This is a genomic window from Shewanella sp. TB7-MNA-CIBAN-0143, assembly GCF_040310065.1.
Lineage (GTDB): Bacteria > Pseudomonadota > Gammaproteobacteria > Enterobacterales > Shewanellaceae > Shewanella.
This window is the reverse complement of sequence record NZ_JBEOPL010000012.1, coordinates 80,794-105,458: the sequence shown is the minus strand read 5'-3', so window position 1 is coordinate 105,458 and position 24,665 is coordinate 80,794. Positions and strand designations below refer to the sequence as shown.

General features: G+C 41.2%; 24 protein-coding genes. 20 read left to right on the top strand and 4 right to left on the bottom strand.

Going from position 1 to position 24,665, the window contains the following annotated elements:
- The first annotated feature begins 15 nt into the window (after window positions 1-15).
- The gene (gene ptsP, locus AAEY97_RS11555; protein WP_350998933.1) at window positions 16-2,256 is read left to right on the top strand and encodes a phosphoenolpyruvate--protein phosphotransferase; all 2,241 of its coding nucleotides are present in this window, start codon (window positions 16-18) and stop codon (window positions 2,254-2,256) included.
- Window positions 2,257-2,343: 87 nt separating this feature from the next.
- Complete coding sequence (locus tag AAEY97_RS11550) at window positions 2,344-3,144, top strand: sulfite exporter TauE/SafE family protein (RefSeq protein ID WP_101086339.1); 801 nt, start codon at window positions 2,344-2,346, stop codon at window positions 3,142-3,144.
- 81 nt (window positions 3,145-3,225) lie between these two features.
- Here AAEY97_RS11550 and AAEY97_RS11545 read toward each other — a convergent pair whose 3' ends face one another.
- Complete coding sequence (locus AAEY97_RS11545; protein ID WP_101086340.1) at window positions 3,226-4,077, bottom strand: thymidylate synthase; 852 nt, start codon at window positions 4,075-4,077, stop codon at window positions 3,226-3,228.
- A 216-nt stretch (window positions 4,078-4,293) separates the two neighbouring features.
- On the opposite strand from AAEY97_RS11545, the gene nhaA reads away from it, so the two are divergent.
- The 5 genes from nhaA to AAEY97_RS11520 all read left to right on the top strand — a co-directional run bounded on the left by nhaA (window position 4,294) and on the right by AAEY97_RS11520 (window position 7,691).
- Window positions 4,294-5,469: a Na+/H+ antiporter NhaA gene (gene nhaA, locus AAEY97_RS11540; protein WP_101086341.1), complete on the top strand. Its 1,176-nt coding sequence runs from the start codon at window positions 4,294-4,296 to the stop codon at window positions 5,467-5,469.
- Window positions 5,466-5,852 (top strand): hypothetical protein, encoded by a 387-nt coding sequence (locus AAEY97_RS11535; protein ID WP_101086342.1) that lies wholly within the window; start codon window positions 5,466-5,468, stop codon window positions 5,850-5,852. The genes nhaA and AAEY97_RS11535 overlap by 4 nt, the downstream gene beginning before the upstream one ends.
- A gap of 183 nt (window positions 5,853-6,035) precedes the next feature.
- A complete protein-coding gene (gene nhaR, locus AAEY97_RS11530) occupies window positions 6,036-6,959 on the top strand; it encodes a transcriptional activator NhaR (protein ID WP_101087191.1) in 924 nt (307 codons plus the stop codon).
- A 29-nt stretch (window positions 6,960-6,988) separates the two neighbouring features.
- Window positions 6,989-7,237 carry an FAD assembly factor SdhE gene (locus AAEY97_RS11525; RefSeq protein ID WP_192114398.1) on the top strand — a complete coding sequence of 83 codons (249 nt, stop codon included), beginning with the start codon at window positions 6,989-6,991 and terminating at the stop codon, window positions 7,235-7,237.
- Window positions 7,218-7,691 (top strand): protein YgfX, encoded by a 474-nt coding sequence (locus AAEY97_RS11520; RefSeq protein ID WP_350998929.1) that lies wholly within the window; start codon window positions 7,218-7,220, stop codon window positions 7,689-7,691. The genes AAEY97_RS11525 and AAEY97_RS11520 overlap by 20 nt, the downstream gene beginning before the upstream one ends.
- A 30-nt stretch (window positions 7,692-7,721) precedes the next feature.
- Here the strand turns inward: AAEY97_RS11520 and nadB are convergent, their stop codons facing one another.
- Window positions 7,722-9,338, bottom strand: a complete 1,617-nt coding sequence (gene nadB, locus AAEY97_RS11515; RefSeq protein WP_101086345.1) for an L-aspartate oxidase — start codon at window positions 9,336-9,338, stop codon at window positions 7,722-7,724.
- Between the two features lie 234 nt (window positions 9,339-9,572).
- On the opposite strand from nadB, the gene rpoE reads away from it, so the two are divergent.
- From rpoE to AAEY97_RS11455, 12 genes are all read left to right on the top strand, one after another.
- Entirely contained in the window at window positions 9,573-10,151 is a 579-nt protein-coding gene (gene rpoE, locus AAEY97_RS11510) for an RNA polymerase sigma factor RpoE (protein ID WP_011638383.1), read from the top strand.
- A gap of 26 nt (window positions 10,152-10,177) precedes the next feature.
- Window positions 10,178-10,795, top strand: a complete 618-nt coding sequence (locus AAEY97_RS11505; protein WP_350998926.1) for a sigma-E factor negative regulatory protein — start codon at window positions 10,178-10,180, stop codon at window positions 10,793-10,795.
- Window positions 10,796-10,835: 40 nt separating this feature from the next.
- Entirely contained in the window at window positions 10,836-11,768 is a 933-nt protein-coding gene (locus tag AAEY97_RS11500) for a MucB/RseB C-terminal domain-containing protein (RefSeq protein ID WP_350998923.1), read from the top strand.
- 199 nt (window positions 11,769-11,967) lie between these two features.
- Window positions 11,968-12,438 carry a SoxR reducing system RseC family protein gene (locus AAEY97_RS11495; protein WP_335692754.1) on the top strand — a complete coding sequence of 157 codons (471 nt, stop codon included), beginning with the start codon at window positions 11,968-11,970 and terminating at the stop codon, window positions 12,436-12,438.
- A 417-nt stretch (window positions 12,439-12,855) separates the two neighbouring features.
- Window positions 12,856-14,646 (top strand): translation elongation factor 4, encoded by a 1,791-nt coding sequence (gene lepA, locus AAEY97_RS11490; protein ID WP_101086349.1) that lies wholly within the window; start codon window positions 12,856-12,858, stop codon window positions 14,644-14,646.
- Window positions 14,647-15,111: 465 nt separating this feature from the next.
- A complete protein-coding gene (gene lepB, locus AAEY97_RS11485) occupies window positions 15,112-16,026 on the top strand; it encodes a signal peptidase I (RefSeq protein ID WP_101086350.1) in 915 nt (304 codons plus the stop codon).
- Entirely contained in the window at window positions 16,026-16,706 is a 681-nt protein-coding gene (gene rnc / locus AAEY97_RS11480; RefSeq protein WP_101086351.1) for a ribonuclease III, read from the top strand. Before lepB ends, rnc begins: the two co-directional genes overlap by 1 nt.
- Window positions 16,703-17,707, top strand: a complete 1,005-nt coding sequence (gene era, locus AAEY97_RS11475) for a GTPase Era (protein ID WP_101086352.1) — start codon at window positions 16,703-16,705, stop codon at window positions 17,705-17,707. The genes rnc and era overlap by 4 nt, the downstream gene beginning before the upstream one ends.
- A 45-nt stretch (window positions 17,708-17,752) precedes the next feature.
- Complete coding sequence (recO, locus tag AAEY97_RS11470) at window positions 17,753-18,466, top strand: DNA repair protein RecO (protein WP_350998970.1); 714 nt, start codon at window positions 17,753-17,755, stop codon at window positions 18,464-18,466.
- Window positions 18,467-18,575: 109 nt separating this feature from the next.
- The gene (gene pdxJ / locus AAEY97_RS11465; RefSeq protein WP_162023686.1) at window positions 18,576-19,313 is read left to right on the top strand and encodes a pyridoxine 5'-phosphate synthase; all 738 of its coding nucleotides are present in this window, start codon (window positions 18,576-18,578) and stop codon (window positions 19,311-19,313) included.
- Window positions 19,313-19,693, top strand: coding sequence for a holo-ACP synthase (gene acpS, locus AAEY97_RS11460; RefSeq protein WP_350998920.1), 381 nt, complete (start codon window positions 19,313-19,315; stop codon window positions 19,691-19,693). Before pdxJ ends, acpS begins: the two co-directional genes overlap by 1 nt.
- A 304-nt stretch (window positions 19,694-19,997) precedes the next feature.
- Complete coding sequence (locus AAEY97_RS11455; RefSeq protein WP_162023685.1) at window positions 19,998-20,522, top strand: Mpo1 family 2-hydroxy fatty acid dioxygenase; 525 nt, start codon at window positions 19,998-20,000, stop codon at window positions 20,520-20,522.
- A 61-nt stretch (window positions 20,523-20,583) separates the two neighbouring features.
- Here AAEY97_RS11455 and AAEY97_RS11450 read toward each other — a convergent pair whose 3' ends face one another.
- Together AAEY97_RS11450 and AAEY97_RS11445 are read right to left on the bottom strand one after the other, a co-directional pair.
- On the bottom strand, window positions 20,584-21,864 hold the full coding sequence (locus AAEY97_RS11450; RefSeq protein WP_101086357.1) for an HlyC/CorC family transporter: 1,281 nt from the start codon (window positions 21,862-21,864) through the stop codon (window positions 20,584-20,586).
- Window positions 21,865-22,016: 152 nt separating this feature from the next.
- A complete protein-coding gene (locus AAEY97_RS11445; protein ID WP_101086358.1) occupies window positions 22,017-22,805 on the bottom strand; it encodes a cytochrome C assembly family protein in 789 nt (262 codons plus the stop codon).
- 281 nt (window positions 22,806-23,086) lie between these two features.
- Between AAEY97_RS11445 and ffh the strand changes: the two genes are divergently transcribed.
- Window positions 23,087-24,460, top strand: a complete 1,374-nt coding sequence (gene ffh / locus AAEY97_RS11440) for a signal recognition particle protein (RefSeq protein WP_101086359.1) — start codon at window positions 23,087-23,089, stop codon at window positions 24,458-24,460.
- Window positions 24,461-24,665 lie beyond the last annotated feature (205 nt).

The window sequence follows — 24,665 nt, the reverse complement described above, 5'->3', positions numbered from 1 at the left end:
AAGAGGATTGAAACAGTGTTAAATATGCTCAGGGATATCACTCAAGCTGTTGCCAGAGCCAGCAGCCTTGAAAGTGCATTAAATATATTAGTGTCACAAACTCGATTAGCGATGGCTACCCATTGCTGTTCTATTTATATCCTTGAACAACAACATCTAGTGTTATCCGCTACCGAAGGTTTACAGCAATCTGCCGTTGGCCGAGTGAGCATGCCATTATCGCAAGGTTTAGTAGGCTTAGTTGCTGAGCGTGAAGAAGCCGTTAATCTTGCCGATGCCCGTATTCATCCTCGTTTTAAATTATTTCCCGAAGCTGAAGAAGAAGAATATCGTGCATTTTTGGCTGTGCCGATTATTTTTCAAAAACAGGTTGTGGGCGTTATTGTGGTGCAACAGCCAGAAGCCCGTCAGTTCAGTGAAAGTGAAGAAGCATTTTTAATGACCTTAGCCGCTCAGTTGGCGGTGGTTGTGCGCAGCTTGAAACACAAAGCGGCTGTTACTAATGTGCAACAGCAAGTGGTTTTCAGTGGTGTTAATGCATCAAGTGGTATTGCGATTGCTCATGGCCTGGTATTAGGCGGTGTTATTTCTCTGGAACAACCCGAGGTCAGCTGCTTCGATATAGATGTTGAAATTCAGCGCTTAAAATTGGCCATGCAGCGTTGTAAAGACATGTTGTCGTCTATATCGCAACGTTTTGAGCGTGAAAAGTCTGCTGATGTGGCCTCTATCTTTACCGCATTTCAATTATTGCTAGACGACTCTAGCCTTGGTGGTGAATATGCCCGTGAAGTCGCTTTAGGCTGGCAGGCTGAGTCTGCGGTAAGCCGAGTGTCATTGCGCTATATCAAACAGTTTTTAGAAATGGAAGATCCATATCTAAAAGAGCGCGCCAGTGATATTCGTGAGCTTGGGCAAAAACTACTTCGACAGCTTATTGAACCGGGTCGGTTAGAGTTAGAGCCAGATAAACCGGTTATTTTAGTCGCTAAAGAAGTGGATGCCACTTTATTGGCTGAGTTTCCACGGCAAAAGCTCGCTGGTATTGTCACTGAGCGTGGTGGGGTTAATGCTCATGCGGCTATTTTAGCGCGAGCCCTGGGTGTACCTGCCATTGTTGGCGTTGATGATGTGTTATCAATCGACATCGATCAAAAACTATTAGTCCTCAATGCGAATCGTGGCCAGCTATTGGTGTCGCCATCGCCAGCAGTGATTGAAGAGTACCAATTACTGATTGATGCCGATGTTGAAAAGCAAAAGCAATTTTCTGCCGAATTAAACCTACCATCAGTGACTACTGATGGTCAGCGGATCCATTTGTATTTAAATGCAGGTTTATTGAGTGGTATCGCTTCTGAAATTGCTGAATGCGCAGATGGTATTGGGCTGTATCGAACTGAAATTCCCTTTATGCTCCATCAACGCTTTCCGAGCGAGAGTGAACAAATCAATGTATATCGTCAGGTATTGAGTGCCGCTGGTGATAGACCTGTTGTCATGCGTACATTGGATGTTGGCGGCGACAAACCGTTACCGTATTTTCCAATTAAAGAAGACAATCCGTTTTTAGGTTGGCGTGGCATTCGTTTATCGCTTGATCATCCTGAGTTGTTTTTAGTGCAATTGCGCGCGATGCTGCAAGCTGCTGGAAACGGCAATCAATTGCAAATATTACTACCAATGGTGAGTAATCTGGATGAGATAGATCAAACATTAAAATATTTAGAGCAAGCGTTTACCGAACTAAGCCAAGAACTAAAGACTATTTTAGTGAGGCCGAAGGTCGGCGTTATGCTTGAAGTTCCTGCATTGTTGTATCAATTGCAAGATGTGGCAAAACGGGTCGACTTTGTGTCGGTGGGCAGTAACGATTTAACGCAATATTTACTGGCCGTCGATCGTAATAATCCGAGTGTGAGTTCGTTATTTGACAGTTATCATCCAGGTATTCTTCGAGCACTTAAACGAGCTGTCGATGAGTGTAAATTGTATGATTTAGATGTGAGTGTTTGTGGTGAACTTGCGGGTGAACCTTATGGTGCACTGCTTTTAGTCGCAATGGGCTATAACAAACTTAGTATGAACCAAGGCAGCTTAGCCAGAATCAGTTTTTTACTCAGGCGTGTATCAAAGCAAGAGCTCACTGAGTTATTAGAATCTATTTTACAACAGTCAAATGGAAACCAGGTTCGCGGTTTGTTAGCCAGTTTCTTGCGAAAACATAACCTTTTAGATTTAATCAACATCGATTAGCAGTACGATTGAATCTGCTTCGGAAAACCTTAAATGATTTTCCTAGTGGTTCGTAACATAATCAAGCGTCATTTTAAGGATGTCATCGTGGATAGTTTACTGCAGGTATTTTTAATTTGCCTTGTTTTAGGTTCTGTCGTGGGTTTTTTGGCTGGGCTGTTAGGTATTGGTGGTGGGTTAATTATCGTCCCTGCGCTATTGTATATTTTACCTTCAGTAGGTATCAGTTCAACCCAAATTACTCATGTCGCTATCGCTACATCACTGGCATCGATTATTTTAACGTCTATGTCATCAGCCACCGCGCATCACAAACGTGGAAATATACCTTGGGAGCTATTTAAGCCTATATTTCCGGGTATTGTAATAGGGTCGTTAGCATCAGCTTTTGTGTCTGAGCAAATTGCATCAGATGATTTGCAACAGGCTTTTGCTATTTTTGTGGTGTTAATGGCTGTACAAATGGCATTTCCGTTTAAAGTCAAAACGGGTGGCAGTATGCCAAATTTTGCCGTGTTACTGGTGATATCGACAGCGATAGCGTTAATTGCTGGTTTAATGGGCATTGGTGGCGGGGTTCTGCTGGTGCCATTTTTAAGTTATTGCGGTTTGCAAATGCGTCAAGCTGTTGGGTTTTCGTCGGCAACCGGGATGCTTATCGCAGTATCCGGTACCATTGGTTATATTATCGCAGGTTTCGATGTACCCAATTTACCCGAGGGCTCGGTTGGGTTTATTTATTTGCCGGCATTAATCGGCATTATCATTAGTTCCATGTTGTGTGCGCCTATTGGCGTAAAAGCGGCGAGTTCTTGGCCGACACCAGTATTGAAAAAAATATTTGCTTGTTTGCTTGTTGTGGTAGGGCTAAAACTACTATTAAGTTAATTCTAAATTGTTCTAAATGATTACAAAAACGCCTTTGTTCAAGTAGTTGAACAAAGGCGTTTTTAGTTAACCTAACAGCTATTACACAGCGAAAGGATACTTAATCGCATCGTGATGTTGATAGTCTTCAACGCTAAAGTCATCCAAGGTTACCCAGGTTTCGATGTCTTTTAGGGTTTTAATCTTTGGATTGATGATTAACTTAGGCGATGCAAAGGGTTCACGCGCGAGCTGAACATCTCGCATTGGTTCGAGTTGATCTTCGTAAATATGAGCATTGACTATCTTATGGTATGCCTTACCCGGTTTATGGCCAGTAATCTGAGCCATTAACGCAAGCAATACATATACTTGTACCATATTAAAGTTTAACCCTAGTGGAACATCACAACTGCGTTGTGTGCTGTTAAGGTATAAAGTATCACCGAGTAATGAAAAATGGTGCTCGTACATACATGGTCGTAAGCAGCCTAAGTCAAATGCGCCAGGGTGCAAGAAGGTTAAAATTTCACCACGATTATCTATACCGTTACTGAGATCATCGACGATTTGTTGCAGTAAATCGACATGACCACCATCAGGCTTTGGAAATGCACGCCCTAACGCTCCGTATATCAGTCCCATATCATCGGGCCCTTTACGGTTTGGGTTATCTAGCCATGCTTGGTTTTCATTGGCGTTAGCGTCCCATGTTTTAGTGCCTAATGCCCTAAAATCGGCCGCATTTTGGTAGCCTCGTAAATAACCGAGGATCTCCGCTATGGCAGACTTCCAGAAGCTTTTACGTGTGGTCACCAAAGGGAATTGATTGTTACCAACATCATAAACTAAGTCGGCATTAATGACAGTTAGGCACTTTTTGTTTGTTCGTGCATTATTAACCCATTCGCCTTCTTCGACAATGCGTTTACACAGGTCTAAATACTGTTTCATTGGTCCCAATTCCTTTTTTGCTTTTATCGATTATACCTAATCAAGGCCGGCAAATCATTGCCAAATGAAATGCAGGTTCAATTAATTATTTTTACTTTTAGAGCTAACTTTACGATCGACACCTCGGTTAAGCCGAGTTAACATCAAGAAACAATCGATTATTATTGTTTGAACATATCAGATAGACTGATCCCATTGTTTTTTTAGGAGTGTTATATGGAACGAGCAATTAAGAACTTCTTAAGCCAAGAGTCTGCGGGTGGCATTTTATTAATCGTTGCCGTCGCATTGGCGATGATTTTAGCCAATTCACCGTTAGCGGGTGTATATCAAGATTTCTTAGGCACCGAAGTGCAGCTTAGAGTAGGTGATCTTGATATCGATAAGCCGCTTTTACTGTGGATCAATGATGGCTTGATGGCATTATTCTTTTTATTAATCGGTTTAGAAGTAAAGCGTGAATTACTTGAAGGTGCGCTATCGAGCGTAGCTAAGGCATCATTGCCCAGCTTTGCTGCGATTGGTGGCATGGTGTTTCCGGCATTATTTTACTTAGCATTTAATTACTCAAACCCAGAAACTCAGATCGGATGGGCTATTCCTGCTGCTACTGATATCGCCTTTGCGCTAGGTATTATGGCACTGCTCGGTAGTCGTGTGCCCGTGGCGTTAAAAGTGTTTTTGTTAGCACTGGCAATTATTGACGATCTAGGAGTCATTGTTATTATTGCTCTGTTTTACAGCACTGATTTATCAATGCTTAGTTTGGTTATTGCCGCGGTATCGATCGTGCTGATGGTCGCACTGAACAGGAAAGGAGTCAGTTCAATTCTGCCTTACGGTTTACTCGGTTTTATTCTTTGGGTTGCTGTATTGAAGTCTGGAGTACATGCGACATTGGCCGGAGTGATTATTGCATTTTGTATTCCACTTAGAGCAAAAGATGGTTCCTCGCCATCTGAGCATTTAGAGCATAAGTTGCACCCTTGGAGCACCTTTATGATCCTGCCGGTATTTGCTTTTGCCAACGCTGGTCTGTCATTAACTAATATGTCATTTGATACATTTGCTGAACCTATCACCCTAGGTATCATCATGGGTCTGTTGTTGGGTAAGCCGATCGGGGTGCTGTTATTTAGTTATTTAGCAGTAAAACTTAAGTTAGCTGAACTACCACCTGGGATTGGTTGGAGGCATATCATACCGGTTGCTGTTATGTGTGGTATCGGCTTTACCATGTCGGTGTTTATTGCTTCGTTAGCATTTGAGAACTCACCCGCTGCATTTGGTGATTATGCAAGACTAGGTATTTTAACAGGATCGTTATTTGCGGCTGTGATTGGCTACTTTTGGTTGGCCAAGGTACTGCCTGAAAATGGAGTAAAATCATGAAATTGAATAAATTAACCTTTGGAATACTACTGACCAGTTTTGTTATTCCTGTATCGGCTGAATCATTTAATGTTTGTTTAGAATCATCTGATTCACCGACTTGCCAAAGTTATCTAGAAGGTGTGGTAGATGGTGCACTAATGTATCGTGATGATTTGGCAAAGAAAAGAATAGATCCTAACGATTACGAGTCAAGAGCACTAAAATACCGAGCAGGAAAACGTTATCAATCGGCGAATTTGAATTATTGCGCTAGTCATATACCGGTGAAATCTGAAATTGTATCAGCACTCACAGAGCAGGTGTCGTTGAACAATGTCAATAACAGTGATGAGCTTGAGTCAGTGATCACTAGTTTGATGGATTGCCGACGGAGTCAGTAACTACGTCTTTACTTAACGCAGCCATTTGGCTGCGTTTTTTTATGACTAATCTTGGCTAATCATATGGTGAACTATCTATGGTGAACTAATATTGTCGTTGATTGGTATAGATTAATGAGCAATAGAAGTAGCGGTTTATTTGCTATAGTAGTGTGAGTAAATTTTGTTAGGTTAATGATTGATATGCAGCATTTAAATTATAACCATTTATATTATTTTTGGATGGTACAAAAAAAAGGCTCAGTGACTAAAGCGGCTGAAGCATTGTGTTTGGCCCCGCAAACCATAACGGGACAAATTCGTGCATTAGAAGAGCGATTAAAAGGCACGTTATTTAAGCGTGTTGGTCGTAACTTAGTTGCTACAGAGTTGGGCGAATTAGTATTTCGTTATGCCGATAAAATGTTTAGCTTGAGCTATGAAATGCTCGATATACTTAATTATCAAAAAGATGATTCACTGCTGTTTGAGGTAGGTATTGCCGATGCTTTATCTAAAGCTTTAGTGAGTAGAGTGTTGTTAACTGTTATTCCAGATGATGGTTCGGTTCATTTGGCGTGTTATGAATCAACCCACGATAGCCTTATTGAGCGTTTACGTGAGCATAAGCTTGACATGATTTTATCTGATTGCGCTGGCGGCTCGTTGAAATTCCCTGAAATTTTATCGAAAAAGCTTGGTGAATGTGGTGTCAGTTTCTTCTCGGCTGAAGCGATTCCAGTCCCTTTTCCCGCTTGTCTTGAGCAGCGTAAATTACTCATACCGGGTAAGCGGACATCATTAGGACAACAGTTACACGGTTGGTTTGCTGAAAAAAGTCTTAATGTTAGTATCTTGGGTGAATTTGACGATGCCGAAATGATGAAAGCATTCGGCTATTTTAATCAGGGAATTTTTGTCGCACCGTCTATTTATCGTCATGATATACTCTCTCAAGGTATGGTGTTACTTGGTGAAACCACCGATATTAAAGAAGAGTACCATGTGATGTTCGCTGAGCGAATGATCCAACATCCGGCGGTAAAATCATTACTGGCAACGGATTTTAGTGATTTATTTGCAGGACGAGATCTACAAGTACAAGATTTTGAAAACCGTATAAGCTAGCTTGTGATATAGACATCAGGAGATTTGTGTTGGAATTAATGAATATAGCTCGTGTACGCTGGGCATGCCGCCGCGGAATGTTAGAATTAGATATATTGTTTCAACCCTTTGTCGAAGCCCAATACGAAGCCATGAGCGATGATGATAAAAACACTTTTATTCGTTTATTAGAGTGTGAAGATCCGGAGTTATTTGCTTGGTTTATGGGCCATGAACAATGTTCAGATCCATTGTTCGCCAATATGATAATCAAAGTCCGTGGAAGAGCAGCACCTTAACCCGCCTGTTGATGTATTGGTCAGTACTAGCACTCATATGCAACAATTTGCATTGAGTGCTTCATTTTTGCAGCGTGGTGCCTTAGTGGTATCGTTTGCTGTTGTATTAACGAGCTTTTTAGCTTGGCCTTATTATCCTTCCTTGATATACCACGCCATTCAAATGTTGTTATTCGTTACCATTATCATCATTTTTTTTTACAGCTGGCGCAGAGTATCTAGTTGGCGTTGTTTGCTTACTTTAGGTGACAAGGGGGCTGGTACATTATTGCAAGGTGAAAATGGAAGTCTCAATAAAATAACACTCACTAAAAAACCGTTTATTAGTCCATTAATGTGCATTATTTATTTACAACATCTTCAAACGGGCGAGAACAGAGTATTGCTGGTATGGAGTGATATGTTAGACGACACAGCATATCGTAATCTGTGTCGTCTATTATTAAGCCATTAATGACGTGAAGTTGAGTGACGTTGACAGCGTTTAACTGCTCGGTTGTAAAATGGTTGGTTTAGGATTGTCGATTTGTTCAGGATAATCAATATTATAATGAAGGCCTCGACTTTCTTTACGTTCCATTGCACATCGAATAATTAATTCTGCAACTTGCACCAAATTACGCAGCTCTAATAAATTGTTACTGACACGGAAGTTTGAATAGTACTCTTCAATCTCTTGTTGAAGCATCAAACATCTTCGTAGTGCTCGTTCTAATCGTTTATCTGTTCTGACAATACCGACGTAATCCCACATAAATAGGCGCAGTTCGTGCCAATTATGGGCAATAACGACTTCTTCATCAGAGTTAGTTACTTTGCTCTCGTCCCATAAAGGTATTGGGCAAGGCATCGGTATTTTATGCAACAAACCTTCAATATCTTGTGAGGCCGCACGGGCAAAGACTAAACACTCCAGTAGTGAATTGCTCGCCAGTCTATTAGCGCCATGTAAGCCTGTGTAAGCCACTTCGCCAATAGCATATAAGCCATTAATATCGGTTTGACCATGAAGGTCAGTCATCACACCACCACATGTATAGTGTGCCGCTGGAACCGCTGGAATTGGGTCTTTGGTGATATCAATACCCAATTCAAGACAACGTTGATAAATGGTTGGAAAGTGTTTAATGATAAAGTCAGCAGGTTTATGGCTGATATCTAAATACACACAATCAACACCTAAACGTTTCATTTCATAATCAATGGCGCGAGCAACAATATCGCGAGGAGCGAGTTCAGCTCTTTCGTCGAAATCGGGCATAAAACGGCTGCCATCAGGACGACGTAAATAAGCTCCTTCACCGCGTAATGCTTCCGTTAACAAGAAGTTTCTGGCATTAGGGTGAAATAAACACGTTGGATGGAATTGATTAAATTCCATATTGGCAATTCGACAACCTGCGCGCCATGCCATTGCAATACCATCGCCACTGGCAATATCAGGATTCGAGGTGTATTGGTACACTTTTGAGCTGCCGCCAGTTGCTAACGCAACAAATTTGGCTCTGACGGTTTCTACATGTTCCTCATCGCGATTCCACACATAAGCACCAAGCACACGGTTACCCGGTCGATGCAATTTACGCGTGGTGATTAAATCAATCGCATTGTAACGTTCAAGCACTTGTATGTTTGGGTGAGCGATTGCACGTTCTTGTAATGTAGTTTGTACCGCTTTACCGGTAGCATCGGCAGAATGCAGAATACGACGATGGCTATGTCCACCTTCACGGGTTAGGTGGTAGGGGGCTGTACTATTATCGACTCCAGCTAAGGTTTCTTCTTTATCAAATGCCACGCCACAATTAATTAACCATTGCATTGCACTTTTGGCATTTTCTGCGGTGTAGGTCACAACTGATTTATCGCATAATCCGGCGCCAGCGATTAAGGTATCGTTGACGTGGGACTCAATTGTGTCGCCTTCATCGAAAACAGAGGCTATTCCACCTTGAGCGTATAATGTTGACCCTTCTGATAATGGGCCTTTAGAAAGAAGAATTACTTTTGATTTTTCAGCAAGATGTAGTGCTAAAGTTAGTCCTGCAGCACCGCTGCCGATGACCAAAATGTCAGATTGGTGTTCAACTGCTTGTTTCATCAGGTATCATGGTGTGGCTATGTGGTTTGATCATAGTAAATCAAATTACTACGACAGGGTACTTTTACAGCGTATTTTATTGTGATTTTGCTTAGATATTTTGTTTATATGTAAAATAAATTAATTTTTTTTAATTCAATATCGAACTTTCTTCATATCAGTAGGTCTACTTATATGAACAGGATTCGAGCGACTGAGAAATCAGTATTACAGATTTAGGAGTAGTCGGCTCGGATGAGTGGACAATATAGTGATCAACAATTAGTTGAGCGAGTACAGCAAGGCGATAAAAATGCATTTAACCTGTTAGTGCTGAAGTATCAAAATAAAGTGATGAGTTTGATTTCTAGGTATGTACGCAATCAAGCGGATGTAGCGGATGTGACACAAGAAGCCTTTATTAAAGCGTATAGAGCGTTAGCAAATTTTCGTGGTGAAAGTGCATTTTATACTTGGTTGTATCGTATTGCGGTAAACACCGCAAAAAACCATCTTACATCGCAAGGGCGCAGAGCACCTGCAAACGATGTTGATATAGAAGATGCAGAATATTATGAAGGCAGTGATGCGTTAAAAGAGTTTGCATCACCAGAGCGATTATTAATGAAAGATCAAATGAGTAAAGTGATCTTTGATACGCTCGACACTCTGCCTGAAGAGTTAAAAATGGCAATATCGCTCAGAGAGCTAGAAGGAATGAGTTATGAAGATATTGCTAATATAATGGATTGCCCTGTTGGCACGGTAAGATCGCGTATCTTTCGTGCTCGAGAAGCAATCGACAAACAGCTCCAGCCTTTGCTGGAAAAGTAACAGCCTTAACCTTAGATAGGTGAATAATGCTTAAATCAAGTCAAGAGTGGGTATCTGCAGCAGTTGATGGTGAAGCCGATGATAAAACATTGGCGCAGCTTTCTGCCGACGTTGATTCACATGATGAATGGCAACGCTATCACATGATAGGCGATGCAATGCGCGGCGAGTTGCCGACAGCCATTGACTTAGACCTTTTTGCTAGCATCACTGCAGCAATTGAGCTTGAACCGACAATTATTATGCCTCAAGCCAAGCAAAGTGAATTAGTCGAGCCAATTAGCACTCCAAAGCAAGTTGCAGTGGGTTCAAACGTGGTGCCATTTTTCAAACAGTTTGGCCAATATGCTATTGCAGCAACAGTTGCTATGGTGGCCATTGTTGGGGTGCAAAATTATAACCAAACCAGTGATGCAGAGTCACCGTTACCGGTATTAATGACTCGTCCTTTAGTGGGGAGTGTGTCACCGGTAAGCTATCAGACTGGTGCGGTACAAAATCAACAAAGCTATTCTAATGAGCAAGTTATAGAACAGCGTCGCCGTATTAATGCTTATATCCAAGATCACATGTTACAACAACGCTTGAATCCAGGTGTTGCTGTTGATGATAATAGCGTGCAAGATGCCGCGGTAAATCCATAATCCGCCGGCAGAACCTTGTCTTACCATGTTAGGAGTTAGCTTGCGCCTTATCCTGCTAGCACTGTTAGTGTTAACCTTTCCAACACACGCTGAAGAAGATTTATCTGCTAAAGCTTGGCTTAAGAATATGAGCCAAGCAATGCACGATAAACAATACAAAACCTCTATTATTCAGCTACAAGCCGACCATATCCGTCCGCTTGTTTACATTCATGGCATTGTCGATAATAAAGAAGTCGCTTTACTTGAATACCTTAATGGTCCGCCGAAAAATGCAGTGCGAGTGGGTAATACGGTTACGTTTATAGAACATGACCAACCGGCTTACAGTGTGGTCGCGCCTCGTATTCAGGGAATTTGGCCAGCAGCTTTAGCGGGAGATTTAAGCCAGCTTGAAAAAGGCTATCAGTTTGTTATTGGTGGTCGAGGGCGTATTGCTGGACGTCCTGGACAAATGATCCGTTTACTCGCCAATGATGACAATCGTTATGATGCTCAAGTGTGGATTGATATGGACACTTATTTGCCATTACGTTTTGACTCCCTCAATAAAGAAAAACAATTACTTGAACAAACCATGGTCATTGAGCTGATTGAATTAGCCGAACCTGCGAACATTTTAATTGAAGCCGCAAAGCAAGAGTGGCCAGCAGTGATGAACCAAGCGGAACGCACGGATGGTAAAAACTGGCAATTTACTTGGTTACCAGAAGGGTTTGATGTGGTTGTTCGCGATCATCATCGCTTGATAGGTATTCACGAGCCGGTTGAATATGTGGCGTTAACGGATGGATTAGCCAATATTTCTGTTTATGTCGCGCGAGCGGGAGAAAATCCGATGCCCAATGAACTGCTTATTCGTAATGGTTTATCTATGGTAGTTGTTAAAGTGGGTACGCTTGAGGTTGTAGCTATCGGTAAGGTGCCTTCTGAAACGTTAGACAGGATAGCTAATAGTTTAGTATTAAAATAAACAATGCTCGTTAACAAGCAAGCCGTGACAACAATATTTTGTGTCACGGCTTTCGTGTTTCTAGTGGCAAATTAGAAATGATATAGCTTAGCGGTAAACTTGCTTAGCCAATGAGCGGCATTGTGCTAAAATTGAATCCTTATTTATGGTTTGAGCTGATTAAATGAAGAGCCACATGTCCGAGTCATCCACATCCACTATGATGGAAGAAATTGCCCGCGTGGTTGATTATCAACAAGGCTGGGTAACTGTTGAGGTTGAATTAAAAAGTGCATGTAACCATTGTGCCAGCAGTGAAAATTGTGGCACATCGACGATCGCTAAAGCTTTTTCGGTTCATACACAACGTTTTTCATTACCGAGTGAAAGACCTTGCCATAGCGGTGATTTGCTTAAAATAGGTTTACCTGAAAGCGTCATCATTAAAGCGGCTGCATTGGTGTATTTATTGCCGTTAATTGGGTTGTTTTTATCGGCAATGATAGGGCATATGCTGGCTGCTGGAATAGGATTGAGTACCAATGGTTTTGCTATGGCTTTTGGTGCATTAGGCGCATTGGTTGCCTGTTTTATTGGTAAGCACTTCGCCACTGAACTAGAGGCTCACGCCACACCCGTTATCATTACCTATTTAGGCCAAGAAGTGGGCATTATCAGTGCCAGTCATTAGTTAGCCTGATCTCGGGATAACAAACTGCTCGCCCTTTGTTTTACTAACTGCGTTGAATGAACTTGCAATAGGCCAGATATACGCGCGTCAATTGGCCTTGTTAGTAAAAAATGACAATTTTGATAGTGGTTAACTTCTAAGTTTATGATCTTTATAATCATATTCTCATCTCTTATCCCGAATTCAGGTTAGTGAATATTTTCCACATTTATGCTGATGACCTATGATGCCGTGTAACATGTTTAACCATCTCTTTTAACCTGAAAATGTGTGTACAGAGCCTCGAAAACCTCCTGTAATGGTTAATAATCGCCCCAAAATGGATACTATTGTTTAATCTGATTGGTATTACCCCCCCAATCAGGTACAATTTGCCACCTTAATTTTCATCATTTTAGTAGTAGTCATTGCAGCATAATGAAACACATTAGAAACTTCTCGATTATTGCCCATATCGACCATGGTAAATCAACTTTATCCGATCGCCTGATTCAGGTATGTGGCGGCTTAACTGACCGTGAAATGGCTGCACAGGTTTTAGATTCAATGGATCTAGAACGTGAGCGTGGCATTACGATCAAAGCCCAAAGTGTCACCTTAGATTACCATGCAAAAGATGGTAACACTTATCTACTCAACTTCATTGATACACCAGGCCACGTTGACTTCTCTTATGAAGTATCACGTTCTTTGGCTGCATGTGAAGGTGCACTATTAGTCGTTGATGCTGGTCAAGGCGTAGAAGCTCAGACATTAGCAAACTGCTATACCGCACTAGAAATGAATTTAGACGTAGTTCCTGTATTAAATAAAATTGACTTACCTCAGGCTGAACCAGACCGTGTAGCAGCAGAGATTGAAGATATCGTTGGCATTGATGCCATGGATGCTGTGCGTTGTTCAGCAAAGACAGGTGTTGGCGTTGATTTAGTACTAGAGGAAATTATCGCAAAAATTCCTCCGCCAGTGGGCGATGAGTCTGCGCCTTTACAAGCGTTGATTATTGACTCATGGTTTGATGCATACCTTGGTGTTGTTTCTTTAGTACGTATTAAGAATGGCATACTTAAGAAAGGCGAAAAATTTAAAGTGATGTCCACTGGACAAAACTATAACGCCGATCGCGTAGGCATTTTTACCCCAAAAGAAAAAGACAAAACAGAGCTTCGTGCAGGTGAAGTGGGTTATGTGATTTCTGGTATTAAAGAAATTCACGGTGCGCCAGTAGGTGATACCTTGACCCATGCAAAAAATGGCGCGGACAAACCTCTTCCAGGCTTTAAACGTGTTAAGCCTCAGGTTTATGCCGGTGTATTCCCTATTTCTACCGATGAATATGAAAGCTTCCGTGATGCGTTAAATAAATTAAGTTTGAATGATGCATCACTGTTTTTTGAACCTGAAACTTCATCAGCGTTAGGTTTTGGTTTCCGTATAGGTTTTCTCGGCCTTCTGCACATGGAGATTGTCCAGGAGCGTTTAGAGCGCGAATATAATCTAGATTTGATCACGACGGCACCCACAGTGGTGTACGAAGTTATCATGAACAATGGTGAAACGATTTATGTCGATAATCCTTCAGGCCTACCTGCGCTGAATAATATCGAAGAAATTCGTGAACCGATTGTTGAAGCCAATATATTAGTGCCAAAAGAATACTTAGGTAACGTGATTACCTTGTGTATTGAAAAGCGCGGTTCGCAAACCAATATGGTTTATCACGGTAATCAAGTGGCCGTGACTTATCATTTGCCGATGGCTGAAGTGGTCATGGATTTCTTTGACCGTCTTAAGTCAACGAGTCGTGGTTATGCGTCATTAGAGTATAACTTTATTCGTTTTGATCCTGCTGATATGGTGCGACTGGACATTTTAATCAATGGCGACAGAGTTGATGCATTAGCGATGATTATTCATCGCAGTAATATTCGTCATCGTGGTTTGGCATTGGTTGAAAAGATGAAAGAACTGATCCCTCGCCAAATGTTTGATATTGCTATTCAGGCTGCTGTTGGTAGTCAGATTATTGCTCGTTCAAGTATTAAAGCATTACGTAAAGATGTAACCGCTAAGTGTTATGGTGGTGACGTTTCACGTAAGAAGAAACTACTTAACAAGCAGAAAGAAGGTAAAAAACGCATGAAGCAAGTCGGTAACGTTGAAGTGCCACAAGAGGCATTCTTAGCGGTATTGAAACTTAACGATTAATTATAATTAATTGTTTTAGTTTGCTAGTGCCTGTTGATCTTTGCTGGTTAAATTTTGTTCGAGATAAAAACGTTTTAATCGAGGCGAGTGGATTGCTGCCTAGTAATCTAAGCACCACTTGATTCACAAAGAATCACTCAATAAAGAGTAAAACGTTTTTAGCCGAACCCTTCGGGCAACGTTTGTTGGCCATTTTTACTGCGTTATCGGCTTTTTATGTAGAATAACTACACTACAAAGCCTCTGCCTTGTATAAATGACCAACAATTCGCTGCCAAAACAACCTTGAAAGATTAACCGACACTAAACGCCGCGTATTGCGGCGTTATCGTTATTTTTACTATATATTTTGTAACACTCAACTGGGTGAATGTTTATTCGTTAATCACCATACTGGATTGAGTTATTCTGAGCCTTTGCTCAAGCCATATGGATCCAACACACCTAGCAGGAGATAAATCAGTAATGGCAGCCTATTTTTCGCTCATTTTAGTGCTCGTAACCTTAGTCAGTGGACTTATTTGGTTAATTGATGTGGTATTTTTTGCGCCTAAACGCCGTGAAAGCTTATTAGCAGCACAAGCTAACTCAACTCAGTTAAGTGCAGATGCGATAGATAAAATCATTCGTGAGCCTGTGTTAGTTGAAACTGCACATTCGATTTTTCCGGTTATCGCCTTTGTGATGATTTTACGATCTTTTATCTATGAGCCATTTCAAATTCCATCTGGTTCGATGATGCCGACACTCTTAGTGGGTGATTTCATTCTGGTTGAAAAGTTTAGTTACGGGTTACGCGATCCTGTATGGCGCAGCAAACTAGTTGAAACCGGTGAACCTGAGCGCGGAGACGTATTTGTATTTAAATACCCTGAAAACCCAAAAATTGACTATATAAAGCGTGTGGTTGGTTTACCAGGTGACAAGATATTTTATCGTAATAAACAACTGATGATCCAAGAAGCGTGTGTCAATAAATCTGACTGCCCAGCTGCTCATACGATTGAGCATGTAGAAATTAATCGTGGTGAGTTTAGCCAAAATGACGTGCCATTAATTCGTTTGAGTGAGCAATTAGGCGATGTAGAACACGATATTTTGCTTAATCCATCGCGCCCTGATTTTAGACAGCACTTTTATCCTCAAGCGGGTCTTCCTGCTGGTGAGTTCGTTGTCCCTCAAGGAATGTATTTTGCCATGGGTGATAACCGTGATAATAGTACCGATAGTCGTTTTTGGGGCTTTGTACCGGAAGAGAATCTTGTCGGTAAAGCCGTTGCAATTTGGATTAGTTTTGAATTTGATCGTAAACCGAGTGATGTGTTACCAACGTGGGTACCGACCGGAGTACGTTTTGATAGAGTAGGTGGAATACATTGATGGAACCCATTAAAAATTTGCCGCGGTTGTGCCGTACTTTAGGGTATGAGTTTAATAATATTGAATTACTCATTCAGGCCTTAACACATCGCAGCGCAGCAAATAAACATAATGAGCGTTTAGAGTTTTTAGGCGATTCGATTTTATCGATAGCTATTTCAGATGCCTTATATCATCAGTTTCCAAAGGCGACTGAAGGTGATTTAAGCCGTATGCGCGCTACTTTAGTCAAAGGTGACACACTGACAATCATCGCTCAAGAATTCAAGCTAGGTGATTATTTGTATTTAGGCCCTGGTGAACTCAAAAGCGGTGGCTTTAGACGCGAATCTATTTTAGCGGATGCCGTAGAGGCTATTATTGGTGCAGTTTACCTTGATGCCGATATTGAAGTGTGCCGTAAGCTATTATTATCATGGTATCAAGAGCGTTTAGCTGAGATAAAACCGGGTATTAATCAAAAAGATCCGAAGACAATTTTGCAAGAATACCTGCAAGGTTTTAAAAAGCCATTGCCAGATTACCAAGTTGTTGCGGTAGAAGGTGAAGCGCATGATCAAACATTCACCGTAGAATGTAAAATTAGTGAATTAGATAAAGTTGTCACCGGTGTGGCAAGTTCAAGAAGAAAAGCTGAACAGCTTGCCGCTGCTCAGGTATTGGAGCTACTGAATAAATGACCAAAAAAACAGACTTGCCAGCAGGTGATAACCAAGAGCCTAGCTTAGATGAACTGCTGGCAAGGATGAACCAAGCAGCACCAACGGCCACAGCCAAATACGATGTAACTTATTGTGGCATGGTGGCTATTGTCGGTCGTCCCAATGTGGGTAAATCAACGCTTTTGAACAAGTTACTTGGTCAAAAGGTGAGTATTACCTCAAAAAAACCACAAACAACTCGTCACCGTATCATGGGTATTCATACCGATGGCCCAAGCCAGATTATATTTATTGATACACCTGGTCTACACATCGAAGAAAAGCGTGCGATAAACCGCTTGATGAACCGTGCAGCTGCCAGTTCATTAGCTGATGTTGCTATGGTTATTTTTGTTGTTGATGGTATGACGTGGACTGCCGATGATGAGATGGTGCTCCAAAAAATTCAACATCGTAATGATGATCGAAAAATCATTTTAGCCATCAACAAAGTTGATAACATTAAAGATAAGGAATCATTGTTCCCTTATTTAACGGAATTGGCTAAAAAGTTTGATTTTGATGAAATTTTGCCAATATCAGCCAGTAAAGGCACCAATGTGCAACGCATTTTGGATATGGCACGTGAATCATTGCCAGAAGCACCATTTTATTTCCCAGAAGATTATGTTACCGATCGCTCACAACGCTTTATGGCATCTGAAATTGTCCGTGAAAAGCTAATGCGCTTCCTTGGGGATGAACTTCCTTACGACGCAACGGTAGAGATTGAACAGTTTAAAATGATGGAAAATGGCGTCTATCAAATTAATGCGTTAATTCTGGTTGAGCGTGAAGGCCAAAAACGGATGGTGATTGGCAATAAGGGTGAGCGAATTAGAACGATTGCAACGCAATCCCGTCTGGATATGGAAACCTTATTTGACAATAAAGTATTTCTTGAAGTGTGGGTGAAAGTGAAATCAGGTTGGGCTGATGATGAACGTGCATTGAGAAGTTTAGGCTATGGCGAAAGCTAAATTGGCTTTAGCGTTATTGATTAAGTATTTATAGGCATGGCCACTATGAAACGTGGCTATGTGCTTCATCATCGACAATTTCGTGAATCGAGCGTGATCGTTAATTTGCTGATAGAAGGTGTTGGGCGTGTTGATGCCATTACTCGAGTCGGTTCTGGTAAACGGTCGATTAAAAGTATCTTACAACCTTTTCAGCCGCTGATTATCCAATTTAGTGCCCAATCCGAAGCCAGAAATTTAGGATTGAAAAATATTACCCAAATTGAAGCCGCTGCACCTGCTATGCCGCTGAGCGGTAATAGTCTTTATTCTGGTTTTTACCTAAACGAAATATTAGTTCGCCTATTGTCAGTCGATCACCAAGCTGAAGGTCTCTTTCTCGATTATCATCGTGCACTACTGGCGTTAGCGAAACAGTTTTGTTCAAGCCACCTACGTTATTTTGAAATAGCATTATTACTCGAGTTAGGTGCGTTGCCGTCTCTTGCTTATGACACCCAAGGTGACTCGTTAGATGACAGTTGCCACTATCGGTTTATTGCAGAGAGTGGTTTTATCCCTGTAGTAACCACTCAAGAAAGCTCTTTTTCTCATGGTAAAGGCTGTTTATCTGGGGCAATGTTGCTAGCATTGGCATCACAAAACCTGCAACCTGAACAGTTTAATCAAGCTAAAGGATTAATGCGTTATTTACTCACACCATTGTTGGGTAATAAGCCGTTATTAAGTAGGCAGTTATTCAGTAACAAATCGGATTAGCATATAATCTATTTTAAACCCAACACATGGACCAAACACTTGTAAATTAGTGCATAACTTTGGTTATCGTGTGCCTCATTGTGTTATTTATTATCTTAAGGAGCTCGATGTGAGCGGAATACTATTAGGCATTAACATCGATCATATCGCGACATTGCGTCAGGCCCGCGGTACTCATTATCCTGATCCCGTACACGCAGCTGCAGTAGCAGAGCATGCCGGCGCCGATGGTATCACCATACATTTACGTGAAGATCGTCGCCACATTCAAGATCGTGATGTGTATTTATTGGCAAAGACATTGAAGACCAGAATGAACTTCGAGTTTGCTGTCACTGAAGAAATGATCGCTATCGCCTGTGATATCAAACCAGCGTATGCATGTTTAGTCCCAGAGAAGCGTGAAGAGCTAACAACTGAAGGCGGTCTTGATGTTGCTGGTCAGTTAGAAAAAATCCGCTCAGCCGTAACACGTTTGGCTGCAGAAGGTATTAAAGTGTCATTGTTTATTGATGCTGATAAAACTCAAATTGATGCAGCAGTGTTATCTGGCGCACCTTATATTGAGATCCATACTGGTTGTTATGCTGATGCCATCACCGATGCTGAGCAGGCAAATGAATTAGCTCGTATTACTGAAATGGCACAATATGCTCACAGTAAAGGTTTAGTGGTTAATGCTGGGCATGGATTGCATTATCACAATGTTAAGGCTATCGCGGCTATTCCTGAGCTTTATGAGCTTAATATTGGTCATGCTGTGATTGCTCGAGCCGCTATTGATGGTTTGGACACTGCAGTACGGGATATGAAGAAGTTGATGCTTGAAGGCCGCAGAGGCGAATAATGGCGATTGTAGGGATAGGAACAGACATTGTTGAGATTGCCCGCATCAGTGAGCAGCGAGAGCGCCTAGGTGACAAGTTAGCCAGAAGAGTGCTGACAGAGTCTGAGTTTACTACTTACTTGCAATCAAAACAGCCTGAGCGATTTTTAGCTAAGCGTTTTGCCGCCAAAGAAGCTGCAGCAAAAGCCTTAGGCACAGGAATTGGCAGAGGTGTGTCGTTTCAACATATCCATATCGACAATGATGATAATGGCGCGCCCCAGGTACGTTTTACCGATGGCGCGCTAGCACGGCTTGAACAATTAGCGGGCAAGCATGGTTTTATCAGTATTGCAGATGAAAAACATTATGCTGTAGCCACTGTGGTGTTAGAAAGTTGATGAGAACCATATTAGGCTATTTATTAAAGGCGCATTAGCGCCTTTTTTGTGAGCTTTTAAAATGGCCGTAAGTGGGGTAGATTAACAAGATATAAACAACTCATCTCAGAACGAGATGATAACTGACATCAAACAGTCTTTTTCTATACTAATACGACGACATCACACTAGATTAATATTGGTAAATCAATACGGATTGTTAGCAAAAATGATCCACTAGATATGAATTAGATCGAATATCATGATGCCAGTTTACCTACCTCATTCCTTCTTTTGAGCTGAGGTTAACTAGAGAGAATCAAAAATGAAATCGGCAGTAGAACAACTTTCAACTTATAAAAGCGTGCACTTAAATCCACAAAATATAAAGACGCATTTTGTCGGCGTTCCTATGATTATTTGGTCGGCATTTTTGATGCTGGGGACTCTTCGCTTTGCATGGCAAGATTATCAAGTGAGTGTTGCGATGATATTAGCTGTGGTGGTATTGGGTTACTATATGGCACTTCATATGCGCCTGGCGTTTGGATTAGTATTGTTCATTGTGCCGGTGTTATACACCACAGAGCTGGTTGTTCATACCTCACATCCTTTTATCATTGCCATTAGTATTTTTATTATTGGCTGGGTTATTCAGTTTATTGGCCATAAATATGAAAAGGCTAAACCTGCTTTTATGGATGATCTCAATCAGCTTCTGATTGGGCCATTCTTTTTGATGGCAGAGTTGTATTTCATATTAGGCTTGGAAAAAGACTTAGCCGCAGAAATTACCCCAATAGCACGTGATAAACGCCGTGCTTTAGAGGCTAAGCGTCGTGCATCGTAATGAATGACCATTTCATGGCAATAAAAAAGGCGCTTGCAGCGCCTTTTTTATGTGTAAAAATCTACTCGTTATCATCAATTAACGTTAAATTGCTGGGTAAAACTCTGACTGTTTTAATCATATTATCTGCAACATCGATGACTTCTATTTGATAATCAACGATGCGTAAGCTGGTGTTTGCTGCAGGAATATCTTCCAGAAATTCAATGATCAGGCCATTTAAGGTTTTAGGGCCATCAATCGGAAGATTCCATTTCATTTCTTTATTAAGGTCACGAATGTTAATCGTGGCATCAATTAAGAAACTACCATCTTGTTGGATATTAATGTCTTCACTTGCCGTGGTCAGCATTGAGGTTGTGAAGTCACCGACAATCTCTTCTAAAATATCTTCAAGTGTGACTAAGCCCTGAATATCACCGTACTCATCAACAACTAACCCTATGCGTTCTTTATTTTGCTGGAAATTAGTCAATTGAACGTTTAGTGGTGTGCCTTCAGGAATAAAGTATAACTCCTTAACAGCCCTTAATAATGATGACTTACTGAATTGCTCTTTGGATTGTAAGCGCAAAGCATCACGTAAGTGAATAAACCCGACAGCATCATCGATGTTGTCGCGATAGACTAAAACTCGAGTATGAGGACTTTGAACCACTTGCTTATTTATCAATTTAAAATCGTCATTGACGTTAATAGCATAAATATCTGAGCGCGAAATCATAATGTCTTCGACTGTGACTTTTTCTAAATCTAAAATCGACAATAACATTTCTTGGTGACGCTGTGGGATTAGTGCTCCAGCTTCATGAACAACTGTGCGCAGTTCTTCTTGGCTTAACGCGTCACTTGTTTTGACCGTTTTAATGCCCATTAAACGTAAAAACATTGAGGTAATTAAGTTGATTGCTTTCACTAATGGCGACAGCAATATTAATAACCAACCTAATAAAATACTCGATGGAAATGCAATACGTTCAGGGTGCAAAGCCGCAAACGTTTTTGGTGTGACCTCAGCAAACACTAACACCACTATAGTCAGAACACCGGTTGCAATAGCAACACCCATATCACCAAACAAGCGCATACCGATAATAGTCGCAATTGCAGATGCAAGAATGTTAACCAGATTATTACCGATGAGAATTAACCCAATGAGTCGATCTGGGCGGTCGAGTAACTTTAAGGCGCGCTGTGCACCTTTGTGGTCATTGGATGCAAGATGTCGTAAGCGGTATCGATTGAGGCTCATCATTGCGGTTTCTGAACCAGAAAAATAAGCAGAAATCACGATTAAAACCAAAAGGAAAATAAGGAGTGCGCTGGTAGATATAGCGTCCAAAAAAGGGGCCCCATAAAGTGGTGTGAAATTGACCTATTGGCCAAATTGTCATAAATTTAACGGCCATTATTTATTATTGGCCGTTAGTGTCAAGTAATCTTGGTTATTTTTCAACAGAATAGAAAAGCATATTCAGCGTAAAGATATTAAAATTAGTTTAATATCAATTCCTTAACAACTCTAGCACCAAAATATGCGAGAGATAGTAAGCCTGCACCCGATAAGCTATAAATCACTGCGGTACGGATTCTACAGCCAACAGTATATTGTTGCCACAACATCGCAGCGTAAACCACCCAAGCTATTATTGATAATATTGCCTTATGGCCTTTACCGTCGCCAAACATATCTTCTAAAAATACAAATCCAGTTACGAGCGATAAACTCAGTAAAATAAATCCAATAATGATGAGGTGATAAAGTTGCTTTTCAACCGTCATTAATGGCGGCATTGCTGGGCTCATCATCATTTGCTTTTTCTTCAGTTTATTCTGGATAAACCATAATTGAATGGCGTACATAGCCGCTATCATCAATGCGCTATAGGCCATGAGTGATAACACTACATGTGCCAGAAGTTCAGGGTGTATTTCAAAATGAGTAATAAACTGCGGCGGCACTAACCATAGAAGTGCTACTGACAATATTGAGCAGGCATACACAACGGGCACTACAATGATGACTTTAAGTCGAGGCATTGTAATCGTGAACGTTAATGCAATAATCCAGTTAACCAATGAAATTACGTTGGTTAAACTAAAGTTTTGTCCATCGACAGTAAAAACCGCATTCGAAAGTGCAAACCCGTGCATGATGACGGCAATACCAGAAGCCAGCATAACGGCCTTACGATTAGGCCCTTCAACATGAAAAAGTCTGCTTGTTACTAAAACCAAAGCTAAACAATAAAACAGCATGGCTGCCGCTGAAAAAATAACCATTGAGACTCAACCTATCATAGTAATTAATGCTGAAAAACTGCGCTGTGAGTGTTGAACAATACTATCAAAGCATCACATTTTCATTATTTTATTAGATTAACATGATCAGGGCCTAATATGGCAGTGACCTAAGACCCAAAATTTAACAGTTTCCTACCTTTAGCTACAATAATTTACTCAAAATGAGTCAGTGTTTACGTTCTTCGCGTTGCAAGTATCGTAATTTGGAGTGGCTTGGGTATAATGGGCTCAATTATCGATATGCTTAAAAGAGCCGCTCAATGTTTGAAAATTTATCTGACAGACTTTCACGCACACTAAAAAACATTAGTGGCCGTGGTCGCTTAACAGAAGACAACATTAAAGAAACCCTGCGTGAAGTGCGTATGGCGCTGCTTGAGGCGGATGTAGCTTTACCTGTTGTTAGAGACTTCGTTAACAGCGTAAAAGAACGCGCTGTGGGTCAAGAGGTGTCAAAAAGCTTAAGCCCAGGGCAAGCCTTTATCAAAATTGTCCAAAACGAACTTGAAAAAGCCATGGGTGAGGCGAATGAAGCCCTCGACTTAGCGGCAATACCTCCGGCTGTGATCATGATGGCGGGTCTTCAAGGCGCGGGTAAAACAACCTCGGTAGCCAAATTAGGTAAATTTTTACGTACACGTCATAAAAAATCAGTCCTTGTCGTCAGTGCGGATGTATACCGTCCTGCGGCAATTAAACAACTTGAAACATTGGCTGCAGAAGTTGAGGTTGAATTCTTTCCGTCTGACGTGAGCCAAAAGCCAGTTGATATTGCTAAAGCCGCAATAAGCTATGCAAAATTAAAATTCATTGATGTGGTGATTGTCGATACAGCAGGTCGCCTGCACGTTGATGAAGCTATGATGGATGAAATCAAACAGCTGCATGCTACTGTAAATCCGATTGAGACCTTATTCGTTGTTGACGCGATGACGGGGCAAGATGCGGCCAACACAGCTAAAGCATTCAATGAAGCGTTACCTTTGACGGGTGTTATTTTAACCAAAGTTGATGGTGATGCTCGCGGTGGTGCAGCGTTATCGATTCGCAGTATCACAGGTAAGCCAATTAAATTTTTAGGTGTTGGTGAGAAAACCGATGCATTAGAGCCTTTCCATCCAGACCGTATTGCTTCGCGCATTCTCGGAATGGGTGATGTGTTGTCTTTAATTGAAGAAGTTGAACGTGGCGTCGATAAAGACAAAGCGATGAAGCTGGCTTCAAAAGTTAAATCCGGCGGCAGTTTCGACCTAGAAGATTTTCGTGAGCAATTGCAGCAAATGAAAAACATGGGCGGAATGATGAACATGCTTGAGAAGCTTCCAGGTGTAGGACAATTACCACCAGAAGCATTGGCCCAGGTTCAAGACGGTAAAATGACCGGACAAATGGAAGCCATTATTAATTCAATGACCTCTAAAGAACGTAAGAATCCAGATTTGATTAAAGGATCTCGTAAACGTAGAATCGCTGGCGGTTCAGGTACCCAAATTCAAGATGTAAACCGTTTATTGAAGCAATTTACCCAAATGCAGAAAATGATGAAAAAGATGTCTGGCAAGGGTGGAATGAAGAAGATGATGCGCGGAATGGGCGGAATGTTACCACCAGGAATGAAGTTTCCTGGTCGATAATAACAGCATCTTTCAAGAGAAAAACTAGTAATTTTTAAATTCAATCAGTTGGTTAGGTTATATTTTTGACTTTATTGCAACAAAATGGGTGAGCTAAAAATCATCAGATTTGGTTGCAATAGTTCAAAAGTCAGGTAAAATCTTCCGGCTTTCTTTCTGGGACTCTTCGCGAACACGGAGTTCCAGTTTTTATTTTTGCTTCTAG